At 68.3% G+C, this 23,253-nt stretch carries 19 protein-coding genes; 9 read left to right on the plus strand and 10 right to left on the minus strand.

Annotation, left to right across the window (positions count from 1 at the left end):
- Positions 1–3 precede the first annotated feature (3 nt).
- The 7 genes from OWR29_RS17840 to OWR29_RS17870 form a co-directional block, all read right to left on the minus strand.
- Complete coding sequence (locus OWR29_RS17840; RefSeq protein WP_267564024.1) at positions 4–3,552, minus strand: galactose-binding domain-containing protein; 3,549 nt, start codon at positions 3,550–3,552, stop codon at positions 4–6.
- A gap of 58 nt (positions 3,553–3,610) precedes the next feature.
- Positions 3,611–5,914 carry a discoidin domain-containing protein gene (locus tag OWR29_RS17845; protein WP_267564025.1) on the minus strand — a complete coding sequence of 768 codons (2,304 nt, stop codon included), beginning with the start codon at positions 5,912–5,914 and terminating at the stop codon, positions 3,611–3,613.
- 36 nt (positions 5,915–5,950) lie between these two features.
- A complete protein-coding gene (locus OWR29_RS17850) occupies positions 5,951–7,525 on the minus strand; it encodes a glycoside hydrolase family 13 protein (RefSeq protein WP_267564026.1) in 1,575 nt (524 codons plus the stop codon).
- 72 nt (positions 7,526–7,597) lie between these two features.
- Complete coding sequence (locus tag OWR29_RS17855; protein ID WP_267564027.1) at positions 7,598–8,470, minus strand: carbohydrate ABC transporter permease; 873 nt, start codon at positions 8,468–8,470, stop codon at positions 7,598–7,600.
- Positions 8,471–8,474: 4 nt separating this feature from the next.
- On the minus strand, positions 8,475–9,413 hold the full coding sequence (locus tag OWR29_RS17860) for a carbohydrate ABC transporter permease (RefSeq protein ID WP_438872609.1): 939 nt from the start codon (positions 9,411–9,413) through the stop codon (positions 8,475–8,477).
- A 54-nt stretch (positions 9,414–9,467) separates the two neighbouring features.
- Positions 9,468–10,850, minus strand: coding sequence for an ABC transporter substrate-binding protein (locus OWR29_RS17865; RefSeq protein ID WP_267564029.1), 1,383 nt, complete (start codon positions 10,848–10,850; stop codon positions 9,468–9,470).
- A 218-nt stretch (positions 10,851–11,068) separates the two neighbouring features.
- Positions 11,069–12,055, minus strand: a complete 987-nt coding sequence (locus tag OWR29_RS17870; RefSeq protein WP_267564030.1) for a LacI family DNA-binding transcriptional regulator — start codon at positions 12,053–12,055, stop codon at positions 11,069–11,071.
- Positions 12,056–12,622: 567 nt separating this feature from the next.
- Here OWR29_RS17870 and OWR29_RS17875 point away from each other — a divergent pair.
- Both OWR29_RS17875 and kynA read left to right on the plus strand, forming a co-directional pair.
- Complete coding sequence (locus OWR29_RS17875) at positions 12,623–13,030, plus strand: YchJ family protein (protein WP_267564031.1); 408 nt, start codon at positions 12,623–12,625, stop codon at positions 13,028–13,030.
- Positions 13,031–13,077: 47 nt separating this feature from the next.
- On the plus strand, positions 13,078–13,932 hold the full coding sequence (kynA, locus tag OWR29_RS17880; protein WP_267564032.1) for a tryptophan 2,3-dioxygenase: 855 nt from the start codon (positions 13,078–13,080) through the stop codon (positions 13,930–13,932).
- Between the two features lie 344 nt (positions 13,933–14,276).
- Here kynA and OWR29_RS17885 read toward each other — a convergent pair whose 3' ends face one another.
- Positions 14,277–14,864, minus strand: coding sequence for a QsdR family transcriptional regulator (locus tag OWR29_RS17885; RefSeq protein ID WP_267564033.1), 588 nt, complete (start codon positions 14,862–14,864; stop codon positions 14,277–14,279).
- A 241-nt stretch (positions 14,865–15,105) separates the two neighbouring features.
- Between OWR29_RS17885 and bdeA the strand changes: the two genes are divergently transcribed.
- From bdeA to OWR29_RS17905, 4 genes are all read left to right on the plus strand, one after another.
- Complete coding sequence (bdeA, locus tag OWR29_RS17890; protein WP_438872610.1) at positions 15,106–16,023, plus strand: bis(hydroxyethyl) terephthalate hydrolase; 918 nt, start codon at positions 15,106–15,108, stop codon at positions 16,021–16,023.
- A gap of 148 nt (positions 16,024–16,171) precedes the next feature.
- Positions 16,172–16,804 (plus strand): DedA family protein, encoded by a 633-nt coding sequence (locus OWR29_RS17895; protein WP_267564034.1) that lies wholly within the window; start codon positions 16,172–16,174, stop codon positions 16,802–16,804.
- 5 nt (positions 16,805–16,809) lie between these two features.
- Complete coding sequence (locus OWR29_RS17900) at positions 16,810–17,982, plus strand: sensor histidine kinase (protein WP_267564035.1); 1,173 nt, start codon at positions 16,810–16,812, stop codon at positions 17,980–17,982.
- Positions 17,983–18,508: 526 nt separating this feature from the next.
- Positions 18,509–19,153 carry a response regulator gene (locus OWR29_RS17905; protein ID WP_267564430.1) on the plus strand — a complete coding sequence of 215 codons (645 nt, stop codon included), beginning with the start codon at positions 18,509–18,511 and terminating at the stop codon, positions 19,151–19,153.
- A gap of 75 nt (positions 19,154–19,228) precedes the next feature.
- Here the strand turns inward: OWR29_RS17905 and OWR29_RS17910 are convergent, their stop codons facing one another.
- Positions 19,229–19,837 (minus strand): Rv1352/Rv1906c domain-containing protein, encoded by a 609-nt coding sequence (locus OWR29_RS17910; protein ID WP_267564036.1) that lies wholly within the window; start codon positions 19,835–19,837, stop codon positions 19,229–19,231.
- Between the two features lie 305 nt (positions 19,838–20,142).
- Here OWR29_RS17910 and OWR29_RS17915 point away from each other — a divergent pair, with 305 nt between their 5' ends.
- The 3 genes from OWR29_RS17915 to OWR29_RS17925 are packed head-to-tail and all read left to right on the plus strand — an operon-like array spanning position 20,143 to position 22,056.
- Positions 20,143–20,967 carry an SDR family oxidoreductase gene (locus OWR29_RS17915; protein ID WP_267564037.1) on the plus strand — a complete coding sequence of 275 codons (825 nt, stop codon included), beginning with the start codon at positions 20,143–20,145 and terminating at the stop codon, positions 20,965–20,967.
- Between the two features lie 13 nt (positions 20,968–20,980).
- Positions 20,981–21,430: a MarR family winged helix-turn-helix transcriptional regulator gene (locus OWR29_RS17920; protein WP_267564038.1), complete on the plus strand. Its 450-nt coding sequence runs from the start codon at positions 20,981–20,983 to the stop codon at positions 21,428–21,430.
- Entirely contained in the window at positions 21,427–22,056 is a 630-nt protein-coding gene (locus tag OWR29_RS17925; protein ID WP_267564039.1) for a maleylpyruvate isomerase family mycothiol-dependent enzyme, read from the plus strand. Before OWR29_RS17920 ends, OWR29_RS17925 begins: the two co-directional genes overlap by 4 nt.
- A 5-nt stretch (positions 22,057–22,061) precedes the next feature.
- Here OWR29_RS17925 and OWR29_RS17930 read toward each other — a convergent pair whose 3' ends face one another.
- Positions 22,062–23,135, minus strand: a complete 1,074-nt coding sequence (locus OWR29_RS17930; protein WP_267564040.1) for an NAD-dependent epimerase/dehydratase family protein — start codon at positions 23,133–23,135, stop codon at positions 22,062–22,064.
- Between the last annotated feature and the right edge of the window lie 118 nt (positions 23,136–23,253).

The following is a 23,253-nucleotide window of genomic DNA, read 5'->3' on the forward strand; positions in this document are numbered from 1 at the left end:
CAACTAGTTGCGGATGATGGTGAAGGTTGAGGTCGGGTTTTCGATGTCGCGGTAGTTGTTGCTCAGCTGCAGGTTGGTGAAGGTGGCCGAGCCGACCGCGGGGCCCTGCCCGGCTTCGGGCATGGGGTTGGCCCAGATGGCGTAGCCGCTCTTGGCGTCGTACGCGTCACCGCTGCGCTGGGCACCGGTGATCGTGACGTTCGTGAAGACGGTGTCCTTCACGATGTTCTGCGGCTGCCCACCCACGTAGTTGGTCTGGAACATGATCCCGGAGTACGTCGGGTCGACGATGTCGACGTTCGAGACCCGGATGCCCTGGAAGACCTTCGACGCGCTGAACACCCAGATGGCCGGGAAGACCTGGTTGCCCCAGAAGTGGCCACCGGCCCGGACGATCGAGATGTTGTCGAACACGGTCGGCGGGTTGGCCCCGAACCCGTTCATCGGGTAGCCGAAGTCGAGCGAGCTGATGGTGATGCCCGAGTAGACCAGGGTGTCAGCGATGTAGATGTTCTTGAACGTGTTCGCGTACCCGCCGTAGACCGCGATGCCCGCGGCTCGCCAGGTCAGGATCGACGTGAGGTTGGAGTAGACGTTGTTGATCTCGTCGGCCCCGCCCGCGTCGATCGCCGAGAACAGCGCGAAGCTGTCGTCGCCGGTGGCCCGGGCCTCGTTGTTGTCGACCAGGTTGCCGGTGCTGCCGTTGGTCATGTTCACGCCGTCGGCGAACGTGTTCCGGATCCGGCTGTTCTTGATCACCATGTTGTCGGTGTTGGCGCCCCAGTAGAGGCACACCACGTGCTCGGTCCAGATGTTGTCGATGGTGATGTTGGCCGTGTTGGCGAAGTCGAACACCTTGCCGGGGCCGTCGATGCGGATCGTGTAGTTGCCGAAGAACGCGAAGTCGGCGAACGTCGACCCGTTGGCGGTGCTGTCGGCCCGGAACCCGGCGTCGGTCTCGGACTGCGTGGACGGCGTGTAGAAGCGGGTGTACCAAGGCCCGGCCCCGACCACGCGGATCGACTTGCCGTACACCTGGAACTTGTTCGACGTCTGGTAGTCACCGGCCGGCAGGTAGACGCCGAGCTTGGTCGTGTCCTGGCGGGCGGTGTCCAGCGCGTTCTGCACCGACTGCTGGTCGAACCCAGTCGGGACGACGTAACGGGCCGCATCCGGGTTGGCCTTGGGCGAGACCTGCTCCAGGTTGATGAAGTCGATCGCGATGCTGCCCGAGTTGGCGCCGTCCTTCTGCAGCTTGACGACGCTGCCGGCCGGGAACGACCCGTTCAGCAGGATGTTCGCCTCGTCGTAGATGTGCCGCGGCCCGGTGCCCGAGTTCTGCGGCGCGGTCTCGTTGCCGTAGAGCCAGGCGTACTTCGAGGTGAGCGGCAGCGTCTTGTTCAGCGTCCCGTTGACGTAGACGTTGATCGAGCTGGTCGTGCCGTCCGGGATCGAGAAGCGCGCGACCACGGTGTTCGTCGCCGCCCGGGTGGTCCATTGGACGTACGCGCCGGTCTGGTTCAGCGTCACCGCCCTGCGCCCGGAGGCCTCGCCGGCCAGGTCGCCGACGGTCCGGTTCGGGCCGACGACGGCTGCTCCCCCGCCGGTCTGCCCGTCCTCGGCCTCGTACATGTCGTAGGGCATGTTGGCGCCGCGTCCGACGAAGAAGGCCTTTTCACTGGTGTTGTTGGCCTGCTTGACGGGCAGCTCATTGGCGTCGTTGGCAATTACTGTGCGTACGGTGTAACGCCCGTTAGCCGCCGTCCAGGTGCCCAGGTTGATGGCCGGCGACGACGCGCCCGCGGCCAGGGTGCCGGTCCACGACCCGGTCAGCGTGCGGACGACCGACGAGCCGTTGAGCACGGTCAGCGTGACGCCGTGGGCGCCACCGGCCGAGGCCGCCGATCCCTGGTTCTTCAGCGTGACCGAGAAGGTGACCGTGTTGCCCGCGGCCGGCGTGCCCGGCGACCAGCTGACGGCCGAGGCGACCAGGTCGGAGCTGCTGACCGGGGTCACCACCAGGTTCGACGGGCTGGTGTACGAGTTGTTGGCCTCGTTCGACTCGATGACCGTGTTGGCCTCGTCGACCTTGGCCACGACCTGGTACGAGCCCGCGTCCCGAGCGCCGATGGAGGCCGACACGGTGGCCTGAGCGCCCGCGGCCAGAGCACCGATGTTGGCCGTGCCCACCTTGGTCGTACCCAGGTAGAAGTTGACGTTGGAAGCCGCGCTGGCGACGCCGCCCGCGTTGCGCACGGTGGCCGACAGCGTGACGGCGTCGGTCTCGACCGGGGAGGCCGGCGAGGCCGAGGTGCCGGTGATGGTCAGGTCCGGGTTGGGGGCCGCCGTGCCGATGGCCTGCAGCTCCGCGACCTGACCGCTGGGCGCGCCCGAGTTCGCGGTGAACGAGAGTCGGAGGTCGGCCGCGGTCGCGCTGACCGGGATGGTCACGGTGTTGCCCGAGGCCGGGTTGAACGAGTACGAGGCCGAGCCCACGATCGTCGTGAAGGTGCTCGAGCTCTGCTCCCGCCCGAGGATCGAGAACGTCTGCTGGCGGGCGCCCCACGAGCTGTCCGGGTTGAGCTTGACCACGACCGACGACAGGGCCGCGTTGGCGCCCAGCTTGACCGTCAGCGTGGCCGGCTGACCGCCGCCTTCCCAGTACGTCGCGGTGTTGCCGTCGTTCGCGTTGGTGGCCACGAACGTGTGGACGACCGAGGACGCCTCGATCGGCTTGCCCTGGGCCAGGTTGGCGCCCGGCCCCGAGGTGCCGTTGCGGGTCACGGTGTTGCTGAAGGCCGAGGTGTTGCCGGCGGCGTCCTTGGCCCGCACCTGGTAGGCCACGGTCGCGCTGGCCGGCTGCGAGTCGGTGTAGGTCAGCACGTTGCCGGCCACGCTCGTCCGCAGGACGCCGTTGGCGTACACGTCGTAGCCGGTGACGCCGACGTTGTCGGTCGACGCCGACCAGGTGAGCCGGATCTGGTCGCTGCCGGGCTGAGTGAAGGCCAGGTTGCCGGGCGCGCTCGGCGCCTGGGTGTCGCCGCCCGAGACGGGGCCGTAGACCTCGACCTCGGAGAGCTGACCGGCGGGCCAGCCGGTGTTGCCGGTGACATTGACCCGTACGAACCGGGCGCTCGCGGCGGTGAAGTCGATGGTCACGGTGTTGGCGCTGGCCGGGTTGAAAACGTAGCCGGCACTGGCCTTCAGCGTCGAGAACGAGGAGCCGTTGGTGCTGCCCTGGATGGACAGGGTCTGCGTGCGGGTGGCCCACGCGGCCGCCGGCGGCAGCTTGAGGACGACCTGGTTGACCTGGGTGGCGGTGCCCAGGTCAGCCTGGATCCACTGCGGGAAGGCGTTGTTGTTGCTTTCCCAGTACGTGTTGGCGTTGCCGTCACCGGCGTTGCCGGCCCCGTAGACGTCGGTGAAGCTGCTGGCGCTGAAGGTCTTGCCGGCGGCCAGGTTGGGTCCGGCGGCCATCGCCGCTGGTGCGTGCACCAATGCGGCGACCACTGTCGCGGCGACCGCCGCGGCTATGAGTCTCAATCTGGACATGCGGGAGCGCACCTTTCTTGGATAGGCACAGCTTCGAGAGAGGCAGAGCGGGACGGGCTCAGGAGGGATGGACCTCGAACTCGGAGAGCTGGCCGGCGGGCCAGCCGGTGTTGCCGGTGAAGGTCAGCCGCACGTAGCGCGCGGTGGCCGCGGGGAAGGTGACGGTGGCGGTGTTGGCGCTCGCCGGGTTGAAGACGTACCCGGCGCTGGACTTCAAGGTGCCGAACGAGTTGCCGTCCGTGCTGCCGAGCACTGACAGCGTCTGGGTGCGAGTTCCCCACGCCGCGGGCGGCGGGAGCTTGAGGACGACGCGGCCGATCGATCGAGCCTGGCCAAGATCAACCGTGATCGACTGGGGGAAGGCGTTGTTGCGGCTCTCCCAGTAGGTGTTGGCGTTGCCGTCGGTGACGTTGCCCGGGCCGTAGACGTCGGTTTGACTCGTGGCGGTCGCGGGCCGACCGGCGGCGAGGTTGCCGGCGGGCGGCGTGGTCGGGGGTGTCGTGGGCGGGGTCGTCGGCGGCGTGGTGGGCGGGGTCGTCGGGCCGTTGCCGTAGCGCGGGGCCGGCCACGGGCCGCAGTACGAGTTGGCGGTCGACCAGCCCGAGTTGCCACCGCCGTCGGCGATCTGCAGCCCGGCGCCGGCGCAGTTGTAGACGGTCTGGCTCTGCGCGATCCCCGACGCCCGTACGTTCGTGAATCGAGCCGAGGCCGGTGCCTGCGCCTGCAGCGCGAACGTCCCCGCCCCGGCGATGTTGACGTTGGTCAGGTTGAGCCCGCTCGTCTGGTTGCCGATCCACTGGATGGCCGCGTACGAGCTGTCGAGGATGTCGGTGTCGGTGACGTTGATGGTGGCGCCGGTGATCGGGCCCTGGTCGCCCCAGAACCACAGCGCCCCGATGCCGAAGTTCCAGTTGTAGTCGGAGTTCCCGGCCCGGATCAGCGTGTTACGGGCCAGCGTCCACGTGCCGGCGACCGCGGTCGGCCCGGTGACGCCCGGATACCGGTTGCCGACGTGGATACCGCCGCCGTTGGACACCGATTCGCTGACCACGTTGTCGGTCATCACGATGTCCCGGCCGCCGTAGCTGACCAGATGGTTGGCCAGGATCGGGGCGACGATCGTGTTGCGGGTGAACGAGTTGCCGACGTTGGGCACGTTCTCGGCCCACATCGCCAACGCGTCGTCACCGGTGTTACGTACAAAAGTATTGGTGACCGTCGAATTGGTGACCCCGATGTGGAAGTTCACGCCGTCAGCGGTCTGGTCGAGAATCCGGCTGTTCTTGATCGTGAACCGGTCCATCGGCCCGTCCATCCACGCGCCGACCTTGGTGTGCTGCATCCACACGTTGTCGATGGTCGAGTTGGACATGGCCCCGCCGAACGCGTTGACCTGGTCGTTGTCCACCCGCTCGCGGATGTCGCCGATCACCGCGAGGTCGCGCACCACGACGTTCTGGCTCGGGCCGCCCTGGCCGTTGTACTTGCCGTAGATGCCCGCGGCCAGATTGCGCTGGGTCGGGTGCCGCCCGCCGAGCACGCTGTACCAGGGACCGGCCCCGGCCAGCGTGACCCGGTCGACGATGACGTGGCTGTAGAGCGTGAAGTTTCCTTGCGGCACGTAGACGACCCGGCCCGAGGAAGCCCCCGCGTTGACGGCGGCCTGGAACTTCGCCGTCGAGTCGGTGGCCCCGGTCGGGTCGGCGCCGTAGTCGGCCACCACGTCGATCGCCCCTGACGGCTTCGCCACCGGGGCGGGCACGTTCTCGAAGTCGGCCAGGTCGATGGTGAACGACGGCGACTGCGCGGTCGACGAGACCTGCAGCCGAATCTTGGTGCCGGCCTGATACGTCGTGCCGAACAACGTACGGGCTTCGTCGTAGAAGTGATGCGGCAGCGGGTCGCCCGGGTTGTTGCTGAACGGGTAGTAGCCGTAGTACCAGCTGTACTTCGAGGTGACCGGGACCGACTTGATCAACGTCGAGCCCGTGCGCAGGTCGATCGAGGCGTCCCGGCCGGTGCCGTTCGCGTTGTCCGGGATGCTGTAGCGGAAGGTGACCGCGTTGGCCGGCTTGGTCAGGGTGAACTCGACGTACTCGCCGGTCGCGTCGAGGGTGATCGCCTCGCGGCCCGAGGCCTCCGACGACAACTTTCCGTACGTGCGGTCGGTCCCGGTGGACGTGCCGTTGTGCGCGGCCTTCTCGGCCTCGATCTCGACGAACGGAACCGTCGCGCCGCGACCGGCGATGTCGAACGGGGAGAGTCCGGCGGCCTGCGCCGGATGGGCGATCGCAACAACAGTGGCGATGGCGGCGCCCGCTGTGAGGGCAGCGAGCGCGCGCCGGAGCGTGCGGTTGGCCATGGGGAACCCTTTCTCAGGTGGCCAGCCCCCGAGGTTTTAGGAAAGGCGCATCCAAACGGCGGTGTCCGGGGGGAGGCGGTCACCGTCGAGAGGGCCACTGGCGAGCAGGACGGACTGGTGGGCGGGCAGGGCGATGGGGGCGCCCGACATGTTGACGACGCAGGCGAACTGCGCGCCGCGGCAGAAGGCGAGCACGCCTTCTTGAAGGTCGAGCCAGGTGAATTCCGCGAAGGACTCGGTACGGCGCAGGGCGATCGCCGATCGGTAGAGCTCGAGCATCGAGTTGGGGTCGCCGGTCTGGGCCTGGGCCGTGCGGTCCTTCCACTCGGCCGGCTGCGGCAGCCACGGCGTGGCCGTGGTGAAGCCGAACGGCGCCTCGTCTCCGGTCCAGGGCAGCGGAACCCGGCAGCCGTCGCGGCTGTGCCCGCGCCGGCCCCACATCGGGTCCTGGAACTCCTCGGGCGGGATGTTCTCGTTCTCCCAGAGCCCCAGTTCCTCGCCTTGGTAGATGTAAGTGGCGCCGGGCAGCGAGAGCGACAGCAGGGCGGCCGCGCGGGCCCGGCGGGTGCCCAGTTCCAGGTCGACCGGGGTGCCGTCGAGGTTGTTGTCGAAGCTGAAGGTGGTGTCCTCCCGGCCGTACCGCGTGACGTGGCGGGTGACGTCGTGGTTCGAGAGCACCCAGGTGGCGGGCGCGCCGACGGCGGCGTGGGCGTGCAGCGTACGGTCGACGCACTCGCGCATCAGGCGGGGATCCCAGGCACAGCCGAGGAAGTCGAAGTTGAACGCCGCGTGCAGCTCGTCCGGTCGCAGGTAGTTCGCGAACCGTTCGACCTCGGGCATCCACACCTCGCCGATGAGGGCCCGATCGCCGCCGTACGAGTCGGAGACCCGCCGCCACGCCCGGTACACCTCGTGCACGCCGTCCAGGTCGTGGAACGGGTGCGGGTTGTCCTCGAGCACCTCGGGCAGGGCCGGGTCCTTGAGCAGCAGCGCCGCCGAATCGATCCGGATGCCGTCGACGCCGCGGTCGAACCAGAACCGCAAAATGCTTTCGAATTCGGCCCGTACGTCGGGGTGGTCCCAGTTGAGGTCCGGCTGCTCAGGTGTGAACAGGTGCAGATACCAGGACCCGTCCGGTGTACGGGTCCACGTGGTGCCGCCGAATTCCCCTCGCCAATCCGTCGGCATCTCGTCGCCGTTCTCGCCCCGCCCGGGCCGGAACCAGAAGTAGTCGCGCTCCTTCGCGTCCGGGCTGGCCAAGGCCGCCTTGAACCACGGGTGCTCGCTCGAGATGTGGTTGGGCACGATGTCGACGATCATGCGGATACCGGCCTCGTGCGCCTCCTCGATCAGCGCCTCGGCCTCGGCCAGCGTGCCGAAGGCGGGGTCGATGTCGCGGAAGTCGGCCACGTCGTAGCCGGCGTCGGCCATCGGCGACGGGTACCACGGGCTCATCCAGATCGCGTCGACGCCGAGGTCACGCAGGTGTCCCAGCCGAGCCCGGATGCCGGCGATGTCGCCCACGCCGTCGCCGTTCGCGTCGGCGTAGCTGCGCGGATAGACCTGGTAGATCACCGCGTCGCGCCACCACTGGGAGTCTTGTTCGGACACTGGAAACCCGCTTTCTGTGCACAGTGGGTCCGACGGCCCCTGTTCAGGCCGCCCTGTTTTCGTGGGGTCTGATCAGCCCTTGAGGCTGCCGGTCGTCAGGCCGGACATGATGTTGCGCTGGAAGAGCAGGAAGATGATCACCGTGGGGATCGCGGCGATGACACTCGCCGCGATGACGACGTTCTGCGGTGTGCCGCCGCTGAAGGCGTAGATGCCGACGCTGAGCGTGCGCGTCTCCGGCGACGGCATCACCAGCTTCGGCCAGAGGAAGTCCTTCCAGACCGCGGTCACCGCGAAGATCGAGACCACGCCCAGGATCGGCCGCGACATCGGCAGGATGATCGACCACAGCGTGCGCAGCGGCGACGCCCCGTCCACCTGGGCCGCTGCGATCAGGTCCTCCGGGATCGAGTCGAAGAACCGCTTGAGCAGGAAGATGTTGAACGCGTTGGCCACCAGCGGGAGCCAGATGGCCCACGGCGAGTCGAGCAGGTTGACGTGGATGATCGGCAGGTCGATGGCCGTCACGTACTGCGGCACGATCAGCACCATGGCCGGGATCATCAGCGTGGCCAGCATCAGCCCGAGGATCACGTTGCCGAAGGCGGGGCGGAGCTTCGAGAGCGCGTACGCCGCGGCGGTGTCGAAGACGAGCTGGAAGAACACCGCGCCGGCCGCGTAGTAGAAGGTGTTGAACATCAGCTTGGCCAGGTCGAGGTTGTTCCAGGCATCGACGTAGTTCTGCGTCTGCGGGTCCCGCGGCCACAGCGTCGGCGGGGTCTGCGCGATCTCCTGGCCTGACTTGAGCGCGCCGGTGACCATCCAGTAGAGCGGGCCGAGGAACACGAGGGTAAAGCCGACGACCACGACGGCGAGCAGTGTCCAGTAGAGGTACTTGCCGCGTCCGCGCCGCAACTGGGCTTGCGAGATGAGGGTTCGAGACATCTTCTCAGTCCTGTTTCGTGGTCAGTCGCACGTACACGGCGGAGAAGGCGGCCAGCACGATCAGCATGATCACGCCGAGCGCGGCGGCGCCGTTGAGGTCGTTCTGGAAGAAGCCGTGCTGATAGATCAGGTAGGCCACCGAAGTCGCCGAGTCCTGGGTGCCGGCCCCGTTGGCCAGGATCAGCGGCTCGATGAACAGCTGCATGGTGGCGACGATCTGCAGCATGGCCAGCAGCGCCAGGATGAGCCGGGTCTGCGGGATGGTGACGCTCCAGATGCGGCGCCAGATGCCCGCGCCGTCGAGCTCGGCCGCCTCGTACAGCTCGCCCGGGATGTTCTGCAGCGAAGCCAGATAGATGAGCACCGCGCTGCCCATGTTCATCCACGTCGACGCGATCACCATGGCCGGGATCGTCATGGTCGGCGACTGCATCCACTCCGACGTCGGCAGGTGCAGGAACTTGAGGATCGCGTTGAACAGGCCGGCGTCGCTGGGGTCGTACGCGTAGTACTTGAAGAGGAAGAGCGCCGAGGCCGGGGGCAGCATCACCGGCAGGTAGACCAGGATGCGGAGATAGCCCTTGGCGTGCCGGAACTCGTTGAGCAGGATCGCCACGAAGAACGGCAGCACATAGCCGACGACCAGAGCCATGATCGTGAAGATGAAGGTGTTCTTCCAGGCGATCCAGAAGCTGGGGTCGGCGATGATCCGGGTGTAGTTGTCCCAGCCCACCCAGGTGGTCTCGCCGCGCCGGGTCCGCTGGAAGCTCATCACGATGCCGCGGATCATCGGGTACCACATGAAGAGGGCGAAGCAGACGACCGCCCCGATCAGGAAGGCGTGGCCGGTGAGGTTGTCCCTCAGCTTGCGGCCTCTCTTCGAGACCGTTGCCGGTGGGGCTTTTGTCGTCGTGACGGCGCTGGGGGCGGTCATGATCGCCAAGGTGGACTCCTTAGGAGCGCGGGAGCCGTGGCCGGCTCCCGCGCCTCACGTTGATCAGCTGCCGGCGGCCTGGAGCTGGTTGACCTTGGTCTCGGCCGTCTTGAGCAGGGAGTCGATGTTGGCGTTGGGGTTGGTCAGGACCCCGGACATCGCCGAGTCGAGCACCGCGTAGATGGCCTGGGCGTTGCGGGGCTCACCGACGATCGGCACCGGGTTGTCCTCGAACACCTTGAAGTTGGCGGTGTCGACGTTGGCGTTCGCCTTGCGGAGCTCGAGCTCCTGCTTCTGCGCCTCACTGCCGTTCGTGAACAGCAGCGGCTGAGGCAGGCCGACCGGGTAGTTCTGCGGCTTCGCCCGTACGTAGTCGAGCTGGCCCTTGCCCGGCGTCAGCTTCTGGTAGGCGATCCACTTCAGACCGGCCTTGACCTGCTCCGGGGTGAGGTCCTTCTTGAAGAAGTAGCCCTCGCCGCCGCCCAGCGTGCCCTTGGCCGGGCCGTCCTGGCCGGGCATCGGGCCCATCGCCCAGTCCTCGTACTTGCCCTGGAACTGGCTGACGATGGCCTGCGTGGCGTCGGGGGCGCCGATGAACATGCCCACCTTGCCGGCGCCGGCGTTGGTCAGTAGGTCACCCCACTGCAGCAGCTGGCGCGAGCCCATGCTGTTGTCGCCGTACCGCATGTCCTTGAGGTTCTGCAGCACCTGCTTGCCCTGAGCGGTGTTGAAGTCGGCCTTCTTGCCGTCCTCGCTCAGAATCTTGCCGCCCTGCGAGTAGGTCATCGCAGTGAAGTGCCAGCCGCCGGTGTTGCCCGCGCTGTACTCCGAGTACCCGGCGATGCCGCCGCCCAGCGCGGAGATCTTCTTGGCCGCGGCGCGCACCTCGGCCCAGGTCTTGGGCGGGTTCTCGGTGTCGAGCCCGGCCTTCTTGAACAGCGCCTTGTTGTAGACCAGACCCATCGAGTAGTTCTTCACGGGCACGGCGTAGAGCTTGCCCTCCTCGGTGAAGACCTCTTTGAGGGCGGGGTCGACGCTCTCCCAGGTCGGGATGGTGTCCTTGGTCGCGTACTGGGTGATGTCCATGGCCTGGCCGCTGTCGAGCACCTGCTGCAGGTCGGTCATGTAGCCGTAGAAGACGTCAGTCATGGTGCCGCCGGCCAGGCGGGCCGTGAAGTCCGGCGGGTTGTTGCACTGTTCGCCGACGCTGACGCTCTTGATCGTGATGTCGGGGTTCTGCTTCTGGAACTCGGCGACGTCCGCGTTCCAGTTCGCCAGCAGTTCCTTCTGCGCGCCGACCGGCTGGCAGTCGACAGTGATGGTGACCTTGCCGCCGGCGTCGGTTCCGCCGTCGTCGTCGCTCTTCGTGGAGCACGCCGTGAGGCTGAGCCCCAGGCCGGCCACGAGCGCGAGCGCCGCTGCCTTCCGGTACTGCGGTACGGACATCTGTCCATCCCTTCGGGAACGGGTATCCATGGCCATCGCTTGGATGCGTGATCGTGTGACTTGGGTCTCGCATGTTTCGTGGACGTGACGATACAAAGTCCAACGCCGTCACCGCAAGAAGCCGACTGGAGAAAGAAAAAACGCGACGGCCCTTGATTTCCGCGAGCACGACAAAGGGCGGGCCGAATGGCCCGCCCTTCAGAAAAGAAACTTGCTGGTCAGCCCCGCTTACGGGCCGGCGCCGTGGACCCGCGCACCACCAGCTCCGGCTCGAAAAGAAGCTCGTCGGGCTCGACGCCGCTGCCCTCGATCTGGTTGACGAGCAGGTCGACGGCCGACTGGCCCATCAGCTCGATGGGCTGCCGCACGGTCGTCAGCGGCGGATCGGTGCAGGTCATCAGCGCCGAGTCATCGAAGCCGACCACCGACACGTCACCCGGCACGTCGAGCCCGAGCCGGCGCGCGGCCCGGATCGAGCCCAGCGCCAGCACGTCGGAGGCGCAGATCATGCCGGTGACGCCGCGGTCGATCAGCTTGGCCGCGGCCAGGCGCGCGCTCTCCATCGAGAAGTTCGTGCGCTCGACCTGGATGTCCTTTCCCTCCAGAGCGGCCAGCTTGCGCCGCGAGGGAACGTGGTCCTCCGGACCCATGACCATGCCGACGCGCTCGTGGCCGAGCGACCGCAGATGCCCGTAGGCCTGCTCGACGGCCACCGCGTCATCGGTCGAGATGTGCGGAAAGCCCAGGTCGGAAACCCCAGCGTTGACCATGACAACCGGCATGCGGCGGTCGGTCAGCGCCCGGTAGTGCCCGTGCTCGGCGTCGGCCAGCGCGTACGAGCCACCGGCGAAGACCACGCCGGAGACCTGATGATCGAGCAGCATCTCGATGTAGTCGCGCTCGGGGACACCGCCTATGGTGCGCGCGGCGAGCAGCGGGGTGAACCCGCGCTGGGCCAGCGAGGCGGTGACCACCTCGGCCAGCGCCGGGAAGATCGGGTTCTGCAGCTCGGGCAGCACGAGACCGACCAGCCGGCCGCGCTCGCCGCGCAACTTGGTCGGGCGCTCGTACCCCAGGACGTCGAGCGCGGTCAGCACCGTCTCGCGGGTCGCCTCGCTCACACCGTTGCGACCGTTGAGCACCCGGCTGACGGTCGCCTCGCTGACGCCCGCCTTCTTGGCCACCTCGGCCAGACGTTTGGTCACGGAGGCAGCGTACGTCAAATAACTGCAAAATTCGAACGCGCTCTTTCAACCTGACCGGCGACCGCGCGTCCACTCTTGCAAGCCGTTCCGCATGGTCGCGGTGCGTGTCAGCTGATGCGTTTAAGTCGTCACTTTCCGCTGCGTCGGCTTGCTGCGCCCGATTCCGTCCTACCTTCCGGCTTGCTCCGGTGTTGCCGCCGCCCTGCTTCCGCGTTGCCGCCCGCCGCACTTCCGCGTTACCGCCCACCCTGCCTCCGCGTTGCCGTCCACCCTGCCTCCGCGTTGCCGTCCACCCTGCTTCCGTGTTGCCGCCCGCCGTGCTTCCGCGTTGCCCGGCGGGCCGTGCTCCCACGCTGGCTCTCGCGTTGGCGTCCGGCCTGCTTCCGCGTTGCCGCCGGCCGTGCTCCCGCGTTGCCGTCCGCCGTGCTCCCTCGTTGACGCCCGGCCCGATTTCCGCGTTGGCGCCCCGGCCCGCTTCGCTGTCCTTGACCGGCCTGCGTGGGTTTCCCGGCCGGCTGCTTCGGTATCGCCGTCCGGAAGACGGTCCTGGCCTGAGAAAATGGGCGCATGGCGTCGAAGACCAAGCTTTGTCCCTGCGGCCGCGGGCTGCCCTACGCCGAGTGCTGCGAGCCGGCCCACCTGGGCAATCCCCCGGCCACGGCCGAGGCGCTGATGCGCTCGCGCTACTCGGCCTTCGCGCTCGACGACGATTCGTACGTGCTGAAGTCGTGGCACCCGAAGACCCGCCCGGCCCGCATCGAGCCCGACTCGCGACTGCGCTGGACCGGCCTCGAAATCCTGGAGTCGACCGGCGGCGGCCTGTTCGACACCGAGGGGGTCGTCGAGTTCCGGGCCCACTACAAAGACCACGGCAAGGCCGGCGACATGGTGGAGCGCAGTCGTTTCGTCCGGTCCGACGGCAAGTGGGTGTACTGGGGCCCGATCCTCGCCGACGGCTCGCTGAGCAACATCTGAGCTGGTGTGATTCCCTTCAAGAGATGATCTGAGGAGGGGATTCTCCGGTGGAAGGCGATCAACGGCCGATCGAGGACTCCGTCGTCCGCGATTTCAAGGTCAACCTCTCGTACGGCCGATACCTGCACCTCGACGAGCTCCTGAACGCCCAGCACCCGGTCAGCGTGCCCGAGCACCACGACGAGCTGCTGTTCATCCTGCAGCACCAGACGTCCGAGCTGTGGCTCAAGCTGGTGATGCACGAGCTGCGCGAGGTGATCCGCCGAATCGCCGCCGACGACCTGCGCCCCGCCCTCAAGGGTCTGGCCCGGGTCAAACACATCCAGCGGACGCTTACCGAGCAGTGGTCGGTGCTGGCCACGCTGACACCCAGCGAGTACGCCGAGTTCCGCAGCTTCCTGGGCACGTCGTCGGGCTTCCAGTCGTACCAGTACCGCGCGGTCGAGTTCCTGCTCGGCAATAAGGACCGCCGGATGCTCTCGCTGTTCAACGACGACCCGAGCGCCCAGGCGATGCTGACCGAGGCGCTGGAGGCCCCCAGCGTCTACGACGAGTTCCTGCGCTACCTGCACCGCCACGGCCACGACGTCCCGGTCGAGCTGCTGCAACGCGACGTCACCTTGCCGTACCGCTACAACGAAGACCTGGTGCCGGTGTTCGTGCGCATCTACAGCGACCCCGAGAAGTTCTGGGAGGCCTACGAGGCCTGCGAAGAACTGGTCGACATCGAGGAGAACTTCCAACTCTGGCGCTTCCGCCACCTGAAAACGGTCGAGCGCACGATCGGCTTCAAGCGCGGCACCGGCGGCTCCAGCGGCGTCGACTTCCTCCGGGCAGCCCTCGACCTGACGTTCTTCCCCGAGCTCTACGCCGTCCGCACCGAGATCGGCATCCCCACCTGACCCCAACCGACTCACCGCCAACCGGCTCAGCAGCCGCGCCGCCCCTTCATCTCAAGCCGCCCACCGCAATACGCCGCCACCACCTCAGGCCGCCCACCACGCAACGCCGCCCACCGCGTCGCGCTGCCTACCGCGAAACGCCACCAACACCTCACGCCGCCCACTGCGAGACGCCGCTCACCGCGTCGCGCCGCCCACCGCGCGACGCCGCCATCACCTCACGCCGCCCACCGCGCGACGCCGCCATCACCTCACGCCGCCCACCGCGCGACGCCGCTCACCGCGTCGCGCCGCCCACCGCGCGACGCCGCCATCACCCCACGCGGCCTACCGCGTCGCGCCGCTCAGTTGGCCGGTGTCAGCAGCGAGCGCAGGGCGGGGACGAGTTCGTCGAAATCCGCCTTTTTGCCGGTGAAGAACTCTGCATAGAGAAACGCGCCGACCATGCGAACGTAGAGAAAAGCGAGATGCGGCACGTCCGCCCCCGGCGGCAACTCGTCGACGAGACCGGTCTCGCGGAATACGGCGAGCTGATTGGCGACGGCGCTCTCGTTCACCCCGCCGGCCGGTGTGAATAAAACTCGCGATGCCGCCTCGGGCTCCTGGCGCAGAAAAGTCTCGAGCACGGGCGAACGCAACTGCTCGCCGAAATGCCGCGAAACCTCGACCACACCGTCGAATCCGGCCGCCGTGCGGGCCGCCCGCGACTCGGCGAACATGACCTCGGTCAGCGCCCGCAGCACGTCGTCGAGCAGGGCATCCCGGCTGCCCGCGACTCGATAGAGCGTGGCCCGGCTGATGGCCATTCCGGCGGCCAAATCTTCCATGTCTATTGTGGATCGGCGCAGGAATTGCTCGACCCCGGCCTGGACCACCTGATCGTGAGTGACGACCCGGCGGCTCGCCTTTTCCTCGCCCACTACCGTCACCATCGCCCGCATCCGACCCGGCGCTCACTGTAGCAATTTTCCCAGGCCATGTGCACTTTTCTTTCGCCGGATCTCATCCGCATAAGCTCCTTTGTCCGTAATGCCGCCAGGCATCGAAGACTTCCGCTGCGACCGCCGTCTCACGATTTCCGCTCGTCTTGAAATACGGATTGGAGCGGCTTCAGGATCGATTGCGCCACGATCCGGATCCCGCCCGTCCGCGGGACTGACGAGGAGAACCCCCATGCAGCCCACCCAGACCGCCCAGCGCCACCGGCGCCCCCGGCGTGTGCTCCGCCTGCGCAACCTGGTCGGCGCGGCCGCCGCGGTGACGATGGCCGTCGGCGGCGTCACCCTGGTGCCGTCGGCCCAGGCCGCGACGAACCCGTTCGAGCGCGGCCCCGCCCCCACCCTGTCGAGCATCCAGGCCACCCGCGGCTCGTTCGCGGTCTCCCAGACGAGCGTGTCTTCGCTGGCCGCCAGCGGCTTTGGCGGCGGCGACATCTACTACCCGACCAGCACCAGCGCCGGCACGTTCGGCGCGGTGGCCATCGCCCCCGGCTACACGGCCTCGCGCTCGAGCATGGCCTGGCTGGCGCCCCGCCTCGCCTCGCAGGGCTTCGTGGTCTTCAACATCGACACCCTGACCCGCTCGGACCAGCCTGCCAGCCGCGGCCGCCAGCTGCTGGCCGCGCTGGACTATCTGACCCAGCGCAGCACCGTCCGCACCCGCATCGACGCCGACCGCCTGGCCGTGGTGGGCCACTCGATGGGTGGCGGCGGCACCCTCGAGGCGGCCAAGTCTCGTCCCAGCCTGCAGGCCGCCGTGCCGCTGACCCCGTGGAACCTGGACAAGAGCTGGCCTGAGGTGCGCACCCCCACGCTGGTGGTCGGCGCCGAGAACGACTCGGTGGCCTCGGTCTCGTCGCACGCGATCCCGTTCTACAACAGTCTGCCGTCCACGCTGGACAAGGCCTACCTCGAGCTGAACAACGCCTCGCACTTCGCGCCCAACACCAGCAACACCACGATCGCGCAATACAGCATCTCGTGGCTGAAGCGCTTCGTGGACGACGACCTGCGCTACGAGCAGTTCCTCTGCCCCGCGCCTCGGGTCAGCACCACGATCTCCGACTACCGCAACACCTGTCCGCATTCCTGAGTCACCCGCCCTTCCCGGCGCCCACTCTGCTCCTCTGGCAGCCCGGCCGGACTGGGGCCGGCGCCCGAATAGGGGTGTGGTTTTCCGCAGGTGAGTTCGGCGGCCGGCCTCATTACCGGGCCGGCCGCCGATCCCTAGCGTTTTCGCCATGACCTCGACGTATGCGGCCGACGGCGGCCTCACCGGCTTCGTGACCAGCCTGGTGGAACGCCTCGGTGGGCCCGGTGCGGGCCTCGCCGTGGCCCTGGAAAATCTGTTCCCGCCCATCCCGAGCGAAGTGATCCTTCCCCTGGCCGGCTTCACCGCCGGCCAGGGCAAGATGAGCCTGGCCGGCGCGATCGCCTGGACCACGCTGGGCTCGGTCGTGGGCGCGGTCGCCCTCTATTACGCGGGCGTCCTGCTCGGCCGAGACCGGCTCCGGGCGATCGCGGCCCGCCTCCCGCTGATCAAACTGAGCGACGTCGACCGCACCGAGGCCTGGTTTCATCGCCACGGCCCCAAGACGGTGCTGTTCGGCCGCATGATCCCCATCTTCCGCAGCCTCATCTCCATTCCGGCCGGCGTCGAACGCATGTCGCTGCCGGTCTTCCTGCTCTGCACCACCATCGGCAGCTTGATCTGGAACTCGGTGTTCGTCCTGGCCGGCTATTACCTCGGCGCCAACTGGCACGAGGTCGAGGCCTACGCGTCCACCTTTCAAAAGGTGGTGATCGCCGTCTGCGTGCTGGCCGTGGCCGCCTTCGTCGCCGTCCGCCTGAGCCGCCGGCATCGCGTACGGTGACCGAGATGCCTCTTCGCGTTCGCCCGTCCGGGCCGGTGGCCCGTGATGTGGCCGCCCGCCCGAGGGGGCACCCGATGGGCCGAGTCCTTCGCGTGCTGGTGCGGGCCGGGCAGCCGCTGGCCGTCGTGTCGTTGGGCGCGCTCAGCGGGGTGGCCGAGGTCGTGTTCTTGATCATTGCGGGTCTGGCCTGGGCGACGCGGAGCCAGGCCGGCGTGCTCGAACGGGCTCAGGCGATCGTCGCGTGGGAGATGCGACGGCTCTCGCTCCCGCCGGTGGGCACCGACGGCCCGCGGATGCTGAGCTATCTCGTCGCACGGCTTCTTCCGGCGCTGCTGGGCGCGGTCACCGCGGGTCTGCTCGGGGTCGGGCTGGTGCTGGCCGGCATCGTGATCCACGCCTTCCTCGTCGGGCAGATGGACGTGCCCGAGGTGGCGATGCAAGTGGTCATCGGGTTGGCCCTGCTGGCGGTCAACATCCAGGCGATCGCCAGCGTGCTGCGGCTCGACCGGTGGCTTGCCGGCAATCTGCTCGAGCCGAGCGACCGGGACGACCTCGAGCAGCGGATCACCGAGCTCACCACCACACGCGCGGGCGTGATGGCCGCCGTCGACGCGGAACGCCGCCGCATCGAGCGCGACCTGCACGACGGTCTTCAGCAGAGTCTCGTCGCGCTGGGCATGCTGCTGGGCCGGGCCCGCCGCAGCCGCGACCCCGACCAGGCGACCCGCCTGCTCGGCCAGGCCCACGACGACGCGCAGCGGGCGCTGGACGAGCTGCGCGAGGTGGCCTGGCGGGTTTATCCGTCCGCGCTCGACCACGGCACCCTGGAAGACGCGCTGAGCATGGTGGCGCACCGCTCCGCCGTCCCGGTGCGCATCGATTACCGCCTGGCCGACCGTCCGCCGCCACAGGCCGAGACGGCGCTCTACTTCGTGGCCTGCGAAGCCATCACCAACGCCGCCAAGCACTCCGGCGCTACCGTCATCCACATCGAAATCACCGGCGACGGCAAGGAACTGGCGATGAACCTGCGCGACGACGGCCAGGGCGGCGCCGACCCAACCGGCAGCGGCCTGCAGGGCCTGGCCCGCCGTGTAGCCGCCTTAGACGGCCGCTTCACCCTCACAAGCCCCGCCGATGCCGGCACCACCATCCACGTAACGCTGCCATGCGCCTGACCAGCCCTCTCCCCGCCGCCCCGCACGGGTCGCCCAGGCCCAAGCCGGCGCGGCACAAGTCGACCCCACACGGGTCAGCCCGGCACGAGCCGCCGCTGTACGAGTCGGCGCGGCACGAGTCGGCGCGCCACGAGCCGGCGCTGAGCGGTTCGGCGCGCCACGAGTCAGCGCAACGCGAGTCAGCGCGCCATGAGCCGGAGCAACGCGAGTCAGCGCAACGCGAGTCGGCGCGGCACGAATCGGCGCGGCACGAGCCGGCCCTGAGCGAGTCGGCGCGCCACGAGTCAGCGCGCCACGAGCCGGCGCGCCACGAGTCGGCGCTGAGCGGGTCGGTCCGTCTTACATCGGCGTGGCACGAGAGGGGACGGTACGGGTCAGCCCGCCGCGGGTTGGCGCGGAACGAATCGGCCTGGTACGAGCGAGCCCGGCATCGGCCGGTGGGGCAGGAGCATGCACAGCACGAATCAGACCGGCACGCGCCAGTGCGGCATGGGTGGGCGCGGTCGAGGTGTGGGGTGTGGTTGTCGTGCGGATAGTGCTGGCTGAGGATTCGACGCTACTTCGTGAAGGGCTGGTGCGGCTGCTCGGGGACGAGGGGCATGACGTGGTGGCGGCCGTGGTTGATGCTGGGCAGCTGGTTGAGGCGGTCGGGGAGCACCAGCCTGACGTGGTGGTTACCGACGTGCGCATGCCACCTACCAACACTGATGACGGGCTGCGGGCTGCGCTTGAGATTCGGCGGCGGTGGCCGGGCATGGCGGTGCTGGTGTTGTCGCAGTACGTCGAGAAGCGGTACGCCGCTCAGTTGCTGGCCGACCGGTCCGAGGGGGTGGGATACGTACTGAAGGACCGGGTGGCTCAGGTTGAGGACTTCCTCGATGCCCTTGATCGGGTGGCCGCTGGGTCGACCGCGCTCGACCCTGAGGTTGTGCGGCAGCTGATGTCGGCCACCAGCCACACGGATCCACTTAGTCGCCTCACCGGCCGCGAGAGTGACGTCCTGCGGCACATGGCCGAGGGCTATACCAACGCGGTGATCGCTGACCGGTTGCACGTCTCGCAAAGTGCCGTGGAGAAGCACGTCAACGCCATCTTCGACAAGCTCGGCCTGGCCGACACCACTGGCTACAGCCGCCGGGTGCTGGCCATCCTTCGCTACCTGGGCTCCTGACAGGGGCCGCCCTGCCGATCGCATGGGAGCGAGAGCCGTCAGTGGCCGCGGGTCAGCGTGATCGTCGGGCCGGTCCTAGGCGATCTTTGTCCAGGTGGTGCAGCTGCTCGTCTTGAAGACGCCGCCGGGGGTGATCGTGACTACCAGCTGGCCCTGGGCGATCTCGTTGGCGATGATGCTGCTGGAGGCGCCGTCGGCTGAGCGGGAACGTTCCCAGTAGCAGAATCCCTTGTTGCCGGTCGAGCGGTAGGTGCCGGGAGCGAAGTCGGAGCCGACGAAGTAGACGCCGTTGCCGGGGATCGTGGTCTTGGTGCTCTTCACGGCTAGGGCGGCCGGGGTCACCTTGGCGAAGGTCTTGCAGCTGCTGGTCTTGAAGACCTTGTCGGTCGGCTTGACGTAGACGAGCCGCTGGCCGTCGCCGATGTCGTTGGCGATGATGCTGGCCGTCGAGCCGGTGGCGTCGGACCCCCGCTGCCAGTAGCAAGAGCTGTTGCCGACGGACCGGTAGACGCCGGCCTGGAAGTCCTTGTTCACCATGTACGTGCCGTTGCCGGGGATCGTCGACTTGGGCGCGGCCACCGCCGGGGTCAGGGCCGCCGACAGGCCGGTGAGCCCACCCACCAGAACCACCATCGCGACGGCGGCCAGCCGCGTTCCCGTTCCACGCCGGAGCAAAGCGCTCATCTCGTTCCCTCGTTCGAACCCATTACCGCTTTCAGCGGCGAGTATGTCAATAACCGTCCCATAACGGTCAAGTCCAACAAATCGGATGTCAGAGGGTGGCGAGGCGGGAACAGGGCTTTATCGGCCGACCGAGCGCAAGATCCGCCCGAACGACCGACCAATTCGGCCGCCGACACGGCAGCACTGGCTGCGGCCGGTCGCACGAACAACCGAGCCGCAGTGGCAGGTGGCCGGGCAACGCACAAAGGCAACCCGAACAACCGAGCCCGGCCGTGGCGGGTGGCCGGGCGGCGTACAAAGGGGAAATGGGTTTGATCGTGATCACGGGAGCCAGCGGGCGCCTCGGTGGGCGGGTGGCTCGGAAGCTGGACGGGGCCAAGCGGCTGCTGGTGCGGGATGCGGCGCGGGCGCCTCACACCGATGGCGCCGAGGTGGCCGTTGCTGAGTATCGGGACGGTGAGGCGGTGCGTCGGGGGCTGGAGGGGGCCGAGACCGTCTTCATGGTGTCGGCGGCCGAGACGCCGGAACGGGTGGCGGAGCACCGCAGCTTTGTGGACGCGGCTGTGCGGGCCGGCGTTCGGCAGCTGGTGTACACGTCGTTCGTGGGGGCGGCACCGGACGCGTCCTTCACTCTCGCGCGGGATCACTGGGCCACCGAGGAGCACATTCGCCGGAGTGGGCTGGCCTTCACGTTTCTGCGGGACAACCTGTATGCCGATTTCCTGCCGCTCATGGTGGGCGAGGACGGGATCATCCGCGGTCCGGCGGGCGATGGCCGGGCGGCCGTCGTCGCGCAGGACGGTATCGCTGACGCGGCGGTGGCGGTGCTGCGTGATCCGGTTGCGCATTCCGGGCGTACGTATGACCTGACCGGACCGGCGGCGCTGACCCTGGCCGAGGTGGCCGCCACGATCAGCGCGGCCACCGGGCGGCCGGTCGGCTACCACAACGAGACCTTGCCCGAGGCGTACGCGTCGCGTTCGTCCTACGGCGCACCGGACTGGCAGGTCGAGGCGTGGGTGAGCACCTACACCGCGATCGCCAACGGTGAACTGGAAGCCGTGAGCACTGCCATCCCCGAGCTCACCGGTCACCCGGCCACGACCCTCGCGGAACTCCTCACAACATGACATCATTGTTGTCATGTCGCGAGGAACCCAGCTCTACGAAGTGCTGCGGAACGTGCGGCCGCTCGTGCTCAACTCGGCCCGGGTCGTCGAGGCGGACCTGGCGGCCGACGGGCTGACCGTGGGCATGCGAGCCGTACTGGAGATTCTGGCCGAGCACGGGCCGGCCACCGTGCCGGCCATCGGCGAGCGGCTCGATCTGGCCCGGCAGGGGATTCAGCGGCACGTCAATGACCTCGGTGCGCTCGGGCTGGTCGAGATCCGGGAGAATCCGGCGCACCGCCGCTCGGTGCTGGTCGGGCTGACCGCGGCCGGAACGGCGAAGTTCAAGCGGATCCGCGCCGACGAGCTGGGACGCCTCGAAGCGATGGCCGCCGAGTGCACCGACGACGAGATCGCCACGGCCGTCAAGGTGCTGCGGAGCCTCAACCGGGACGTGCGGCGGCGGGCCGGGGGCGACCAGTGATCTACGAGCTGACCCGCCGGAACCGCCTGATGATCGCCGACGTGCTCGACGGCCTGGACGACGCGCGGTGGGAAGCGGCGACGCTGTGCCGCGGGTGGACCGTACGCCACCTCGCCGCCCACTTCGTGCAGCCCATGCTGGTCGGGTTCGGGCAGTTCTTCCTGGCCTCGATCCGGTTCCGGGGCGACACCGACCGCACGGTCGACCATTTCACCCGCAAGCTGGCCCGGCGACCGCGCGCCGAGCTGATCGCCCTGCTCCGCGCGCACGCCGGTGACCAGGTGGATCCGCCCCGGGTCGGGCCGATGGGCCCGTTCGCCGAGACGTGCGTGCACCTGCGTGACATCGCCCGCCCGCTGGGCCTGGCCGCCGACGTGCCGGTCGAGCACTGGCGTCTGCTGCTCGACTACCTCTGCTCCCCCGGCGCGGCGCCCGCCCTGGTTCCGCCCGGCCGCCTCACCGGCCTGCGCCTGACCGCCACCGACACCGACTGGTCCGGCGGCTCGGGGGCGCTGGTCACCGGCCGGATGGAGGCCCTGGGCATGGCCGCCACCGGCCGGAGCGCCGCGCTGCCCGACCTGACCGGCCCGGGCGTCGAGCAGCTGGCCGCGCGATTGAAGGGCTGAGCGCCTTAGGAGACCTTCCAGACGTCCTGGTTGGCCTCGTACATCTCGCGCAGGATGGCCGGGACGTCGTAGGTCAGCTTCCAGTCCGGGTAGTGCTGCTCGAAGCGGGCCGTGCTGCTGATCCACCACTGGTGGTCGCCGGTGCGGGCCTGGTCGACGTAGTCGGTGCGGGCCTCGAGACCGGTGATCTCCTCAGCGATCTTGAACGCCTCGATGTGGCTGCAGTTGGAGAAGCGGCCGCCGCCCATGTTGTAGACCTCGGCCACGCGGGGCGCGCGGTGGAACGCCTCGAACGCCGACACTAGGTCGTGGGAGTGGATGGCGTCCCGCACCATTTTTCCCTTGTAGCCGTAGATGTGGTACATCCGCTGCTCCATGACGCACCTCATCACGTACGCCAGGAAGCCGTGCAGTTCGGCTGCGGAGTGACCCGGGCCGGTGAGCGTGCCGCCGCGAAACACCGCCGTCGGCATGTCGAAGTACCGGCCGTACTCCTGGACCAGCACGTCCGCCGCCACCTTGGACGCGCCGAACACCGAGTGCAGCGTCTGGTCGATCGACATCTCCTCGTCGATGCCCTGATACCACTGGTGGTCCGGCGGCAGCTCGTAGCGCGTCTCCTGCTCGATCAGCGGCAGGCGGTTGGGGGTGTCGCCGTACACCTTGTTGGTCGAGGTGAAGATGAACGGCGCGCTCGGCGCATGAGCGCGCGCCGCCTCCAGCATGTTGAGCGTGCCGACCGCGTTGACGTCGAAGTCGGTGAAGGGCTCCTTGGCCGCCCAGTCGTGCGAGGGCTGGGCCGCGGCGTGGATGACCAGGCCGATGTTCTTGCCGAGCTGGGCGAACAGCTTGGCCAGCCCGTCCCGGTCGCGGATGTCGATCTCGTGGTGGGTGTACCGGTCGCCGACCTCTTTGGTCAGCCGGTCCAGGTTCCACCGGGTGGAGCCGTCCTTGCCGAAGAAGTAGCTGCGCATGTCGTTGTCGATGCCGACGACGTCCATGCCGAGGCCGGCGAAGTGCCTCACCGACTCGGAGCCGATCAAACCGGCGGATCCGGTCACCACGACGACATTGCTCATCAAACAACCTCCTGGAGAGAGTCCGGCCCGAGGTTACAGCGTGTGCGCACCAGCCACGGCAACCGGCCGCTGTGTCGTCACAGTCATGCATGGCACGGATGTGAAACGGGCACGGAAC

The sequence above is a fragment of the Paractinoplanes pyxinae genome (assembly GCF_026626335.1).
In the GTDB taxonomy this organism is placed as follows: Bacteria; Actinomycetota; Actinomycetes; order Mycobacteriales; family Micromonosporaceae; genus Actinoplanes; species Actinoplanes pyxinae.

Excerpts from the sequence above, each read along its gene's own strand:
- OWR29_RS17840 (WP_267564024.1), bottom strand. The coding sequence starts at position 3,552 with ATGTCCAGATTGAGACTCATAGCCGCGGCGGTCGCCGCGACAGTGGTC.
- OWR29_RS17845 (WP_267564025.1), bottom strand. The coding sequence starts at position 5,914 with ATGGCCAACCGCACGCTCCGGCGCGCGCTCGCTGCCCTCACAGCGGGC.
- OWR29_RS17855 (WP_267564027.1), bottom strand. The coding sequence starts at position 8,470 with ATGTCTCGAACCCTCATCTCGCAAGCCCAGTTGCGGCGCGGACGCGGC.
- OWR29_RS17865 (WP_267564029.1), bottom strand. The coding sequence starts at position 10,850 with ATGTCCGTACCGCAGTACCGGAAGGCAGCGGCGCTCGCGCTCGTGGCC.
- OWR29_RS17875 (WP_267564031.1), top strand. The coding sequence starts at position 12,623 with ATGGCGTCGAAGACCAAGCTTTGTCCCTGCGGCCGCGGGCTGCCCTAC.
- OWR29_RS17885 (WP_267564033.1), bottom strand. The coding sequence starts at position 14,864 with ATGGTGACGGTAGTGGGCGAGGAAAAGGCGAGCCGCCGGGTCGTCACT.
- bdeA (WP_438872610.1), top strand. The coding sequence starts at position 15,106 with ATGCAGCCCACCCAGACCGCCCAGCGCCACCGGCGCCCCCGGCGTGTG.
- OWR29_RS17895 (WP_267564034.1), top strand. The coding sequence starts at position 16,172 with ATGACCTCGACGTATGCGGCCGACGGCGGCCTCACCGGCTTCGTGACC.
- OWR29_RS17900 (WP_267564035.1), top strand. The coding sequence starts at position 16,810 with ATGCCTCTTCGCGTTCGCCCGTCCGGGCCGGTGGCCCGTGATGTGGCC.
- OWR29_RS17910 (WP_267564036.1), bottom strand. The coding sequence starts at position 19,837 with ATGAGCGCTTTGCTCCGGCGTGGAACGGGAACGCGGCTGGCCGCCGTC.
- OWR29_RS17915 (WP_267564037.1), top strand. The coding sequence starts at position 20,143 with ATGGGTTTGATCGTGATCACGGGAGCCAGCGGGCGCCTCGGTGGGCGG.
- OWR29_RS17920 (WP_267564038.1), top strand. The coding sequence starts at position 20,981 with ATGTCGCGAGGAACCCAGCTCTACGAAGTGCTGCGGAACGTGCGGCCG.
- OWR29_RS17930 (WP_267564040.1), bottom strand. The coding sequence starts at position 23,135 with ATGAGCAATGTCGTCGTGGTGACCGGATCCGCCGGTTTGATCGGCTCC.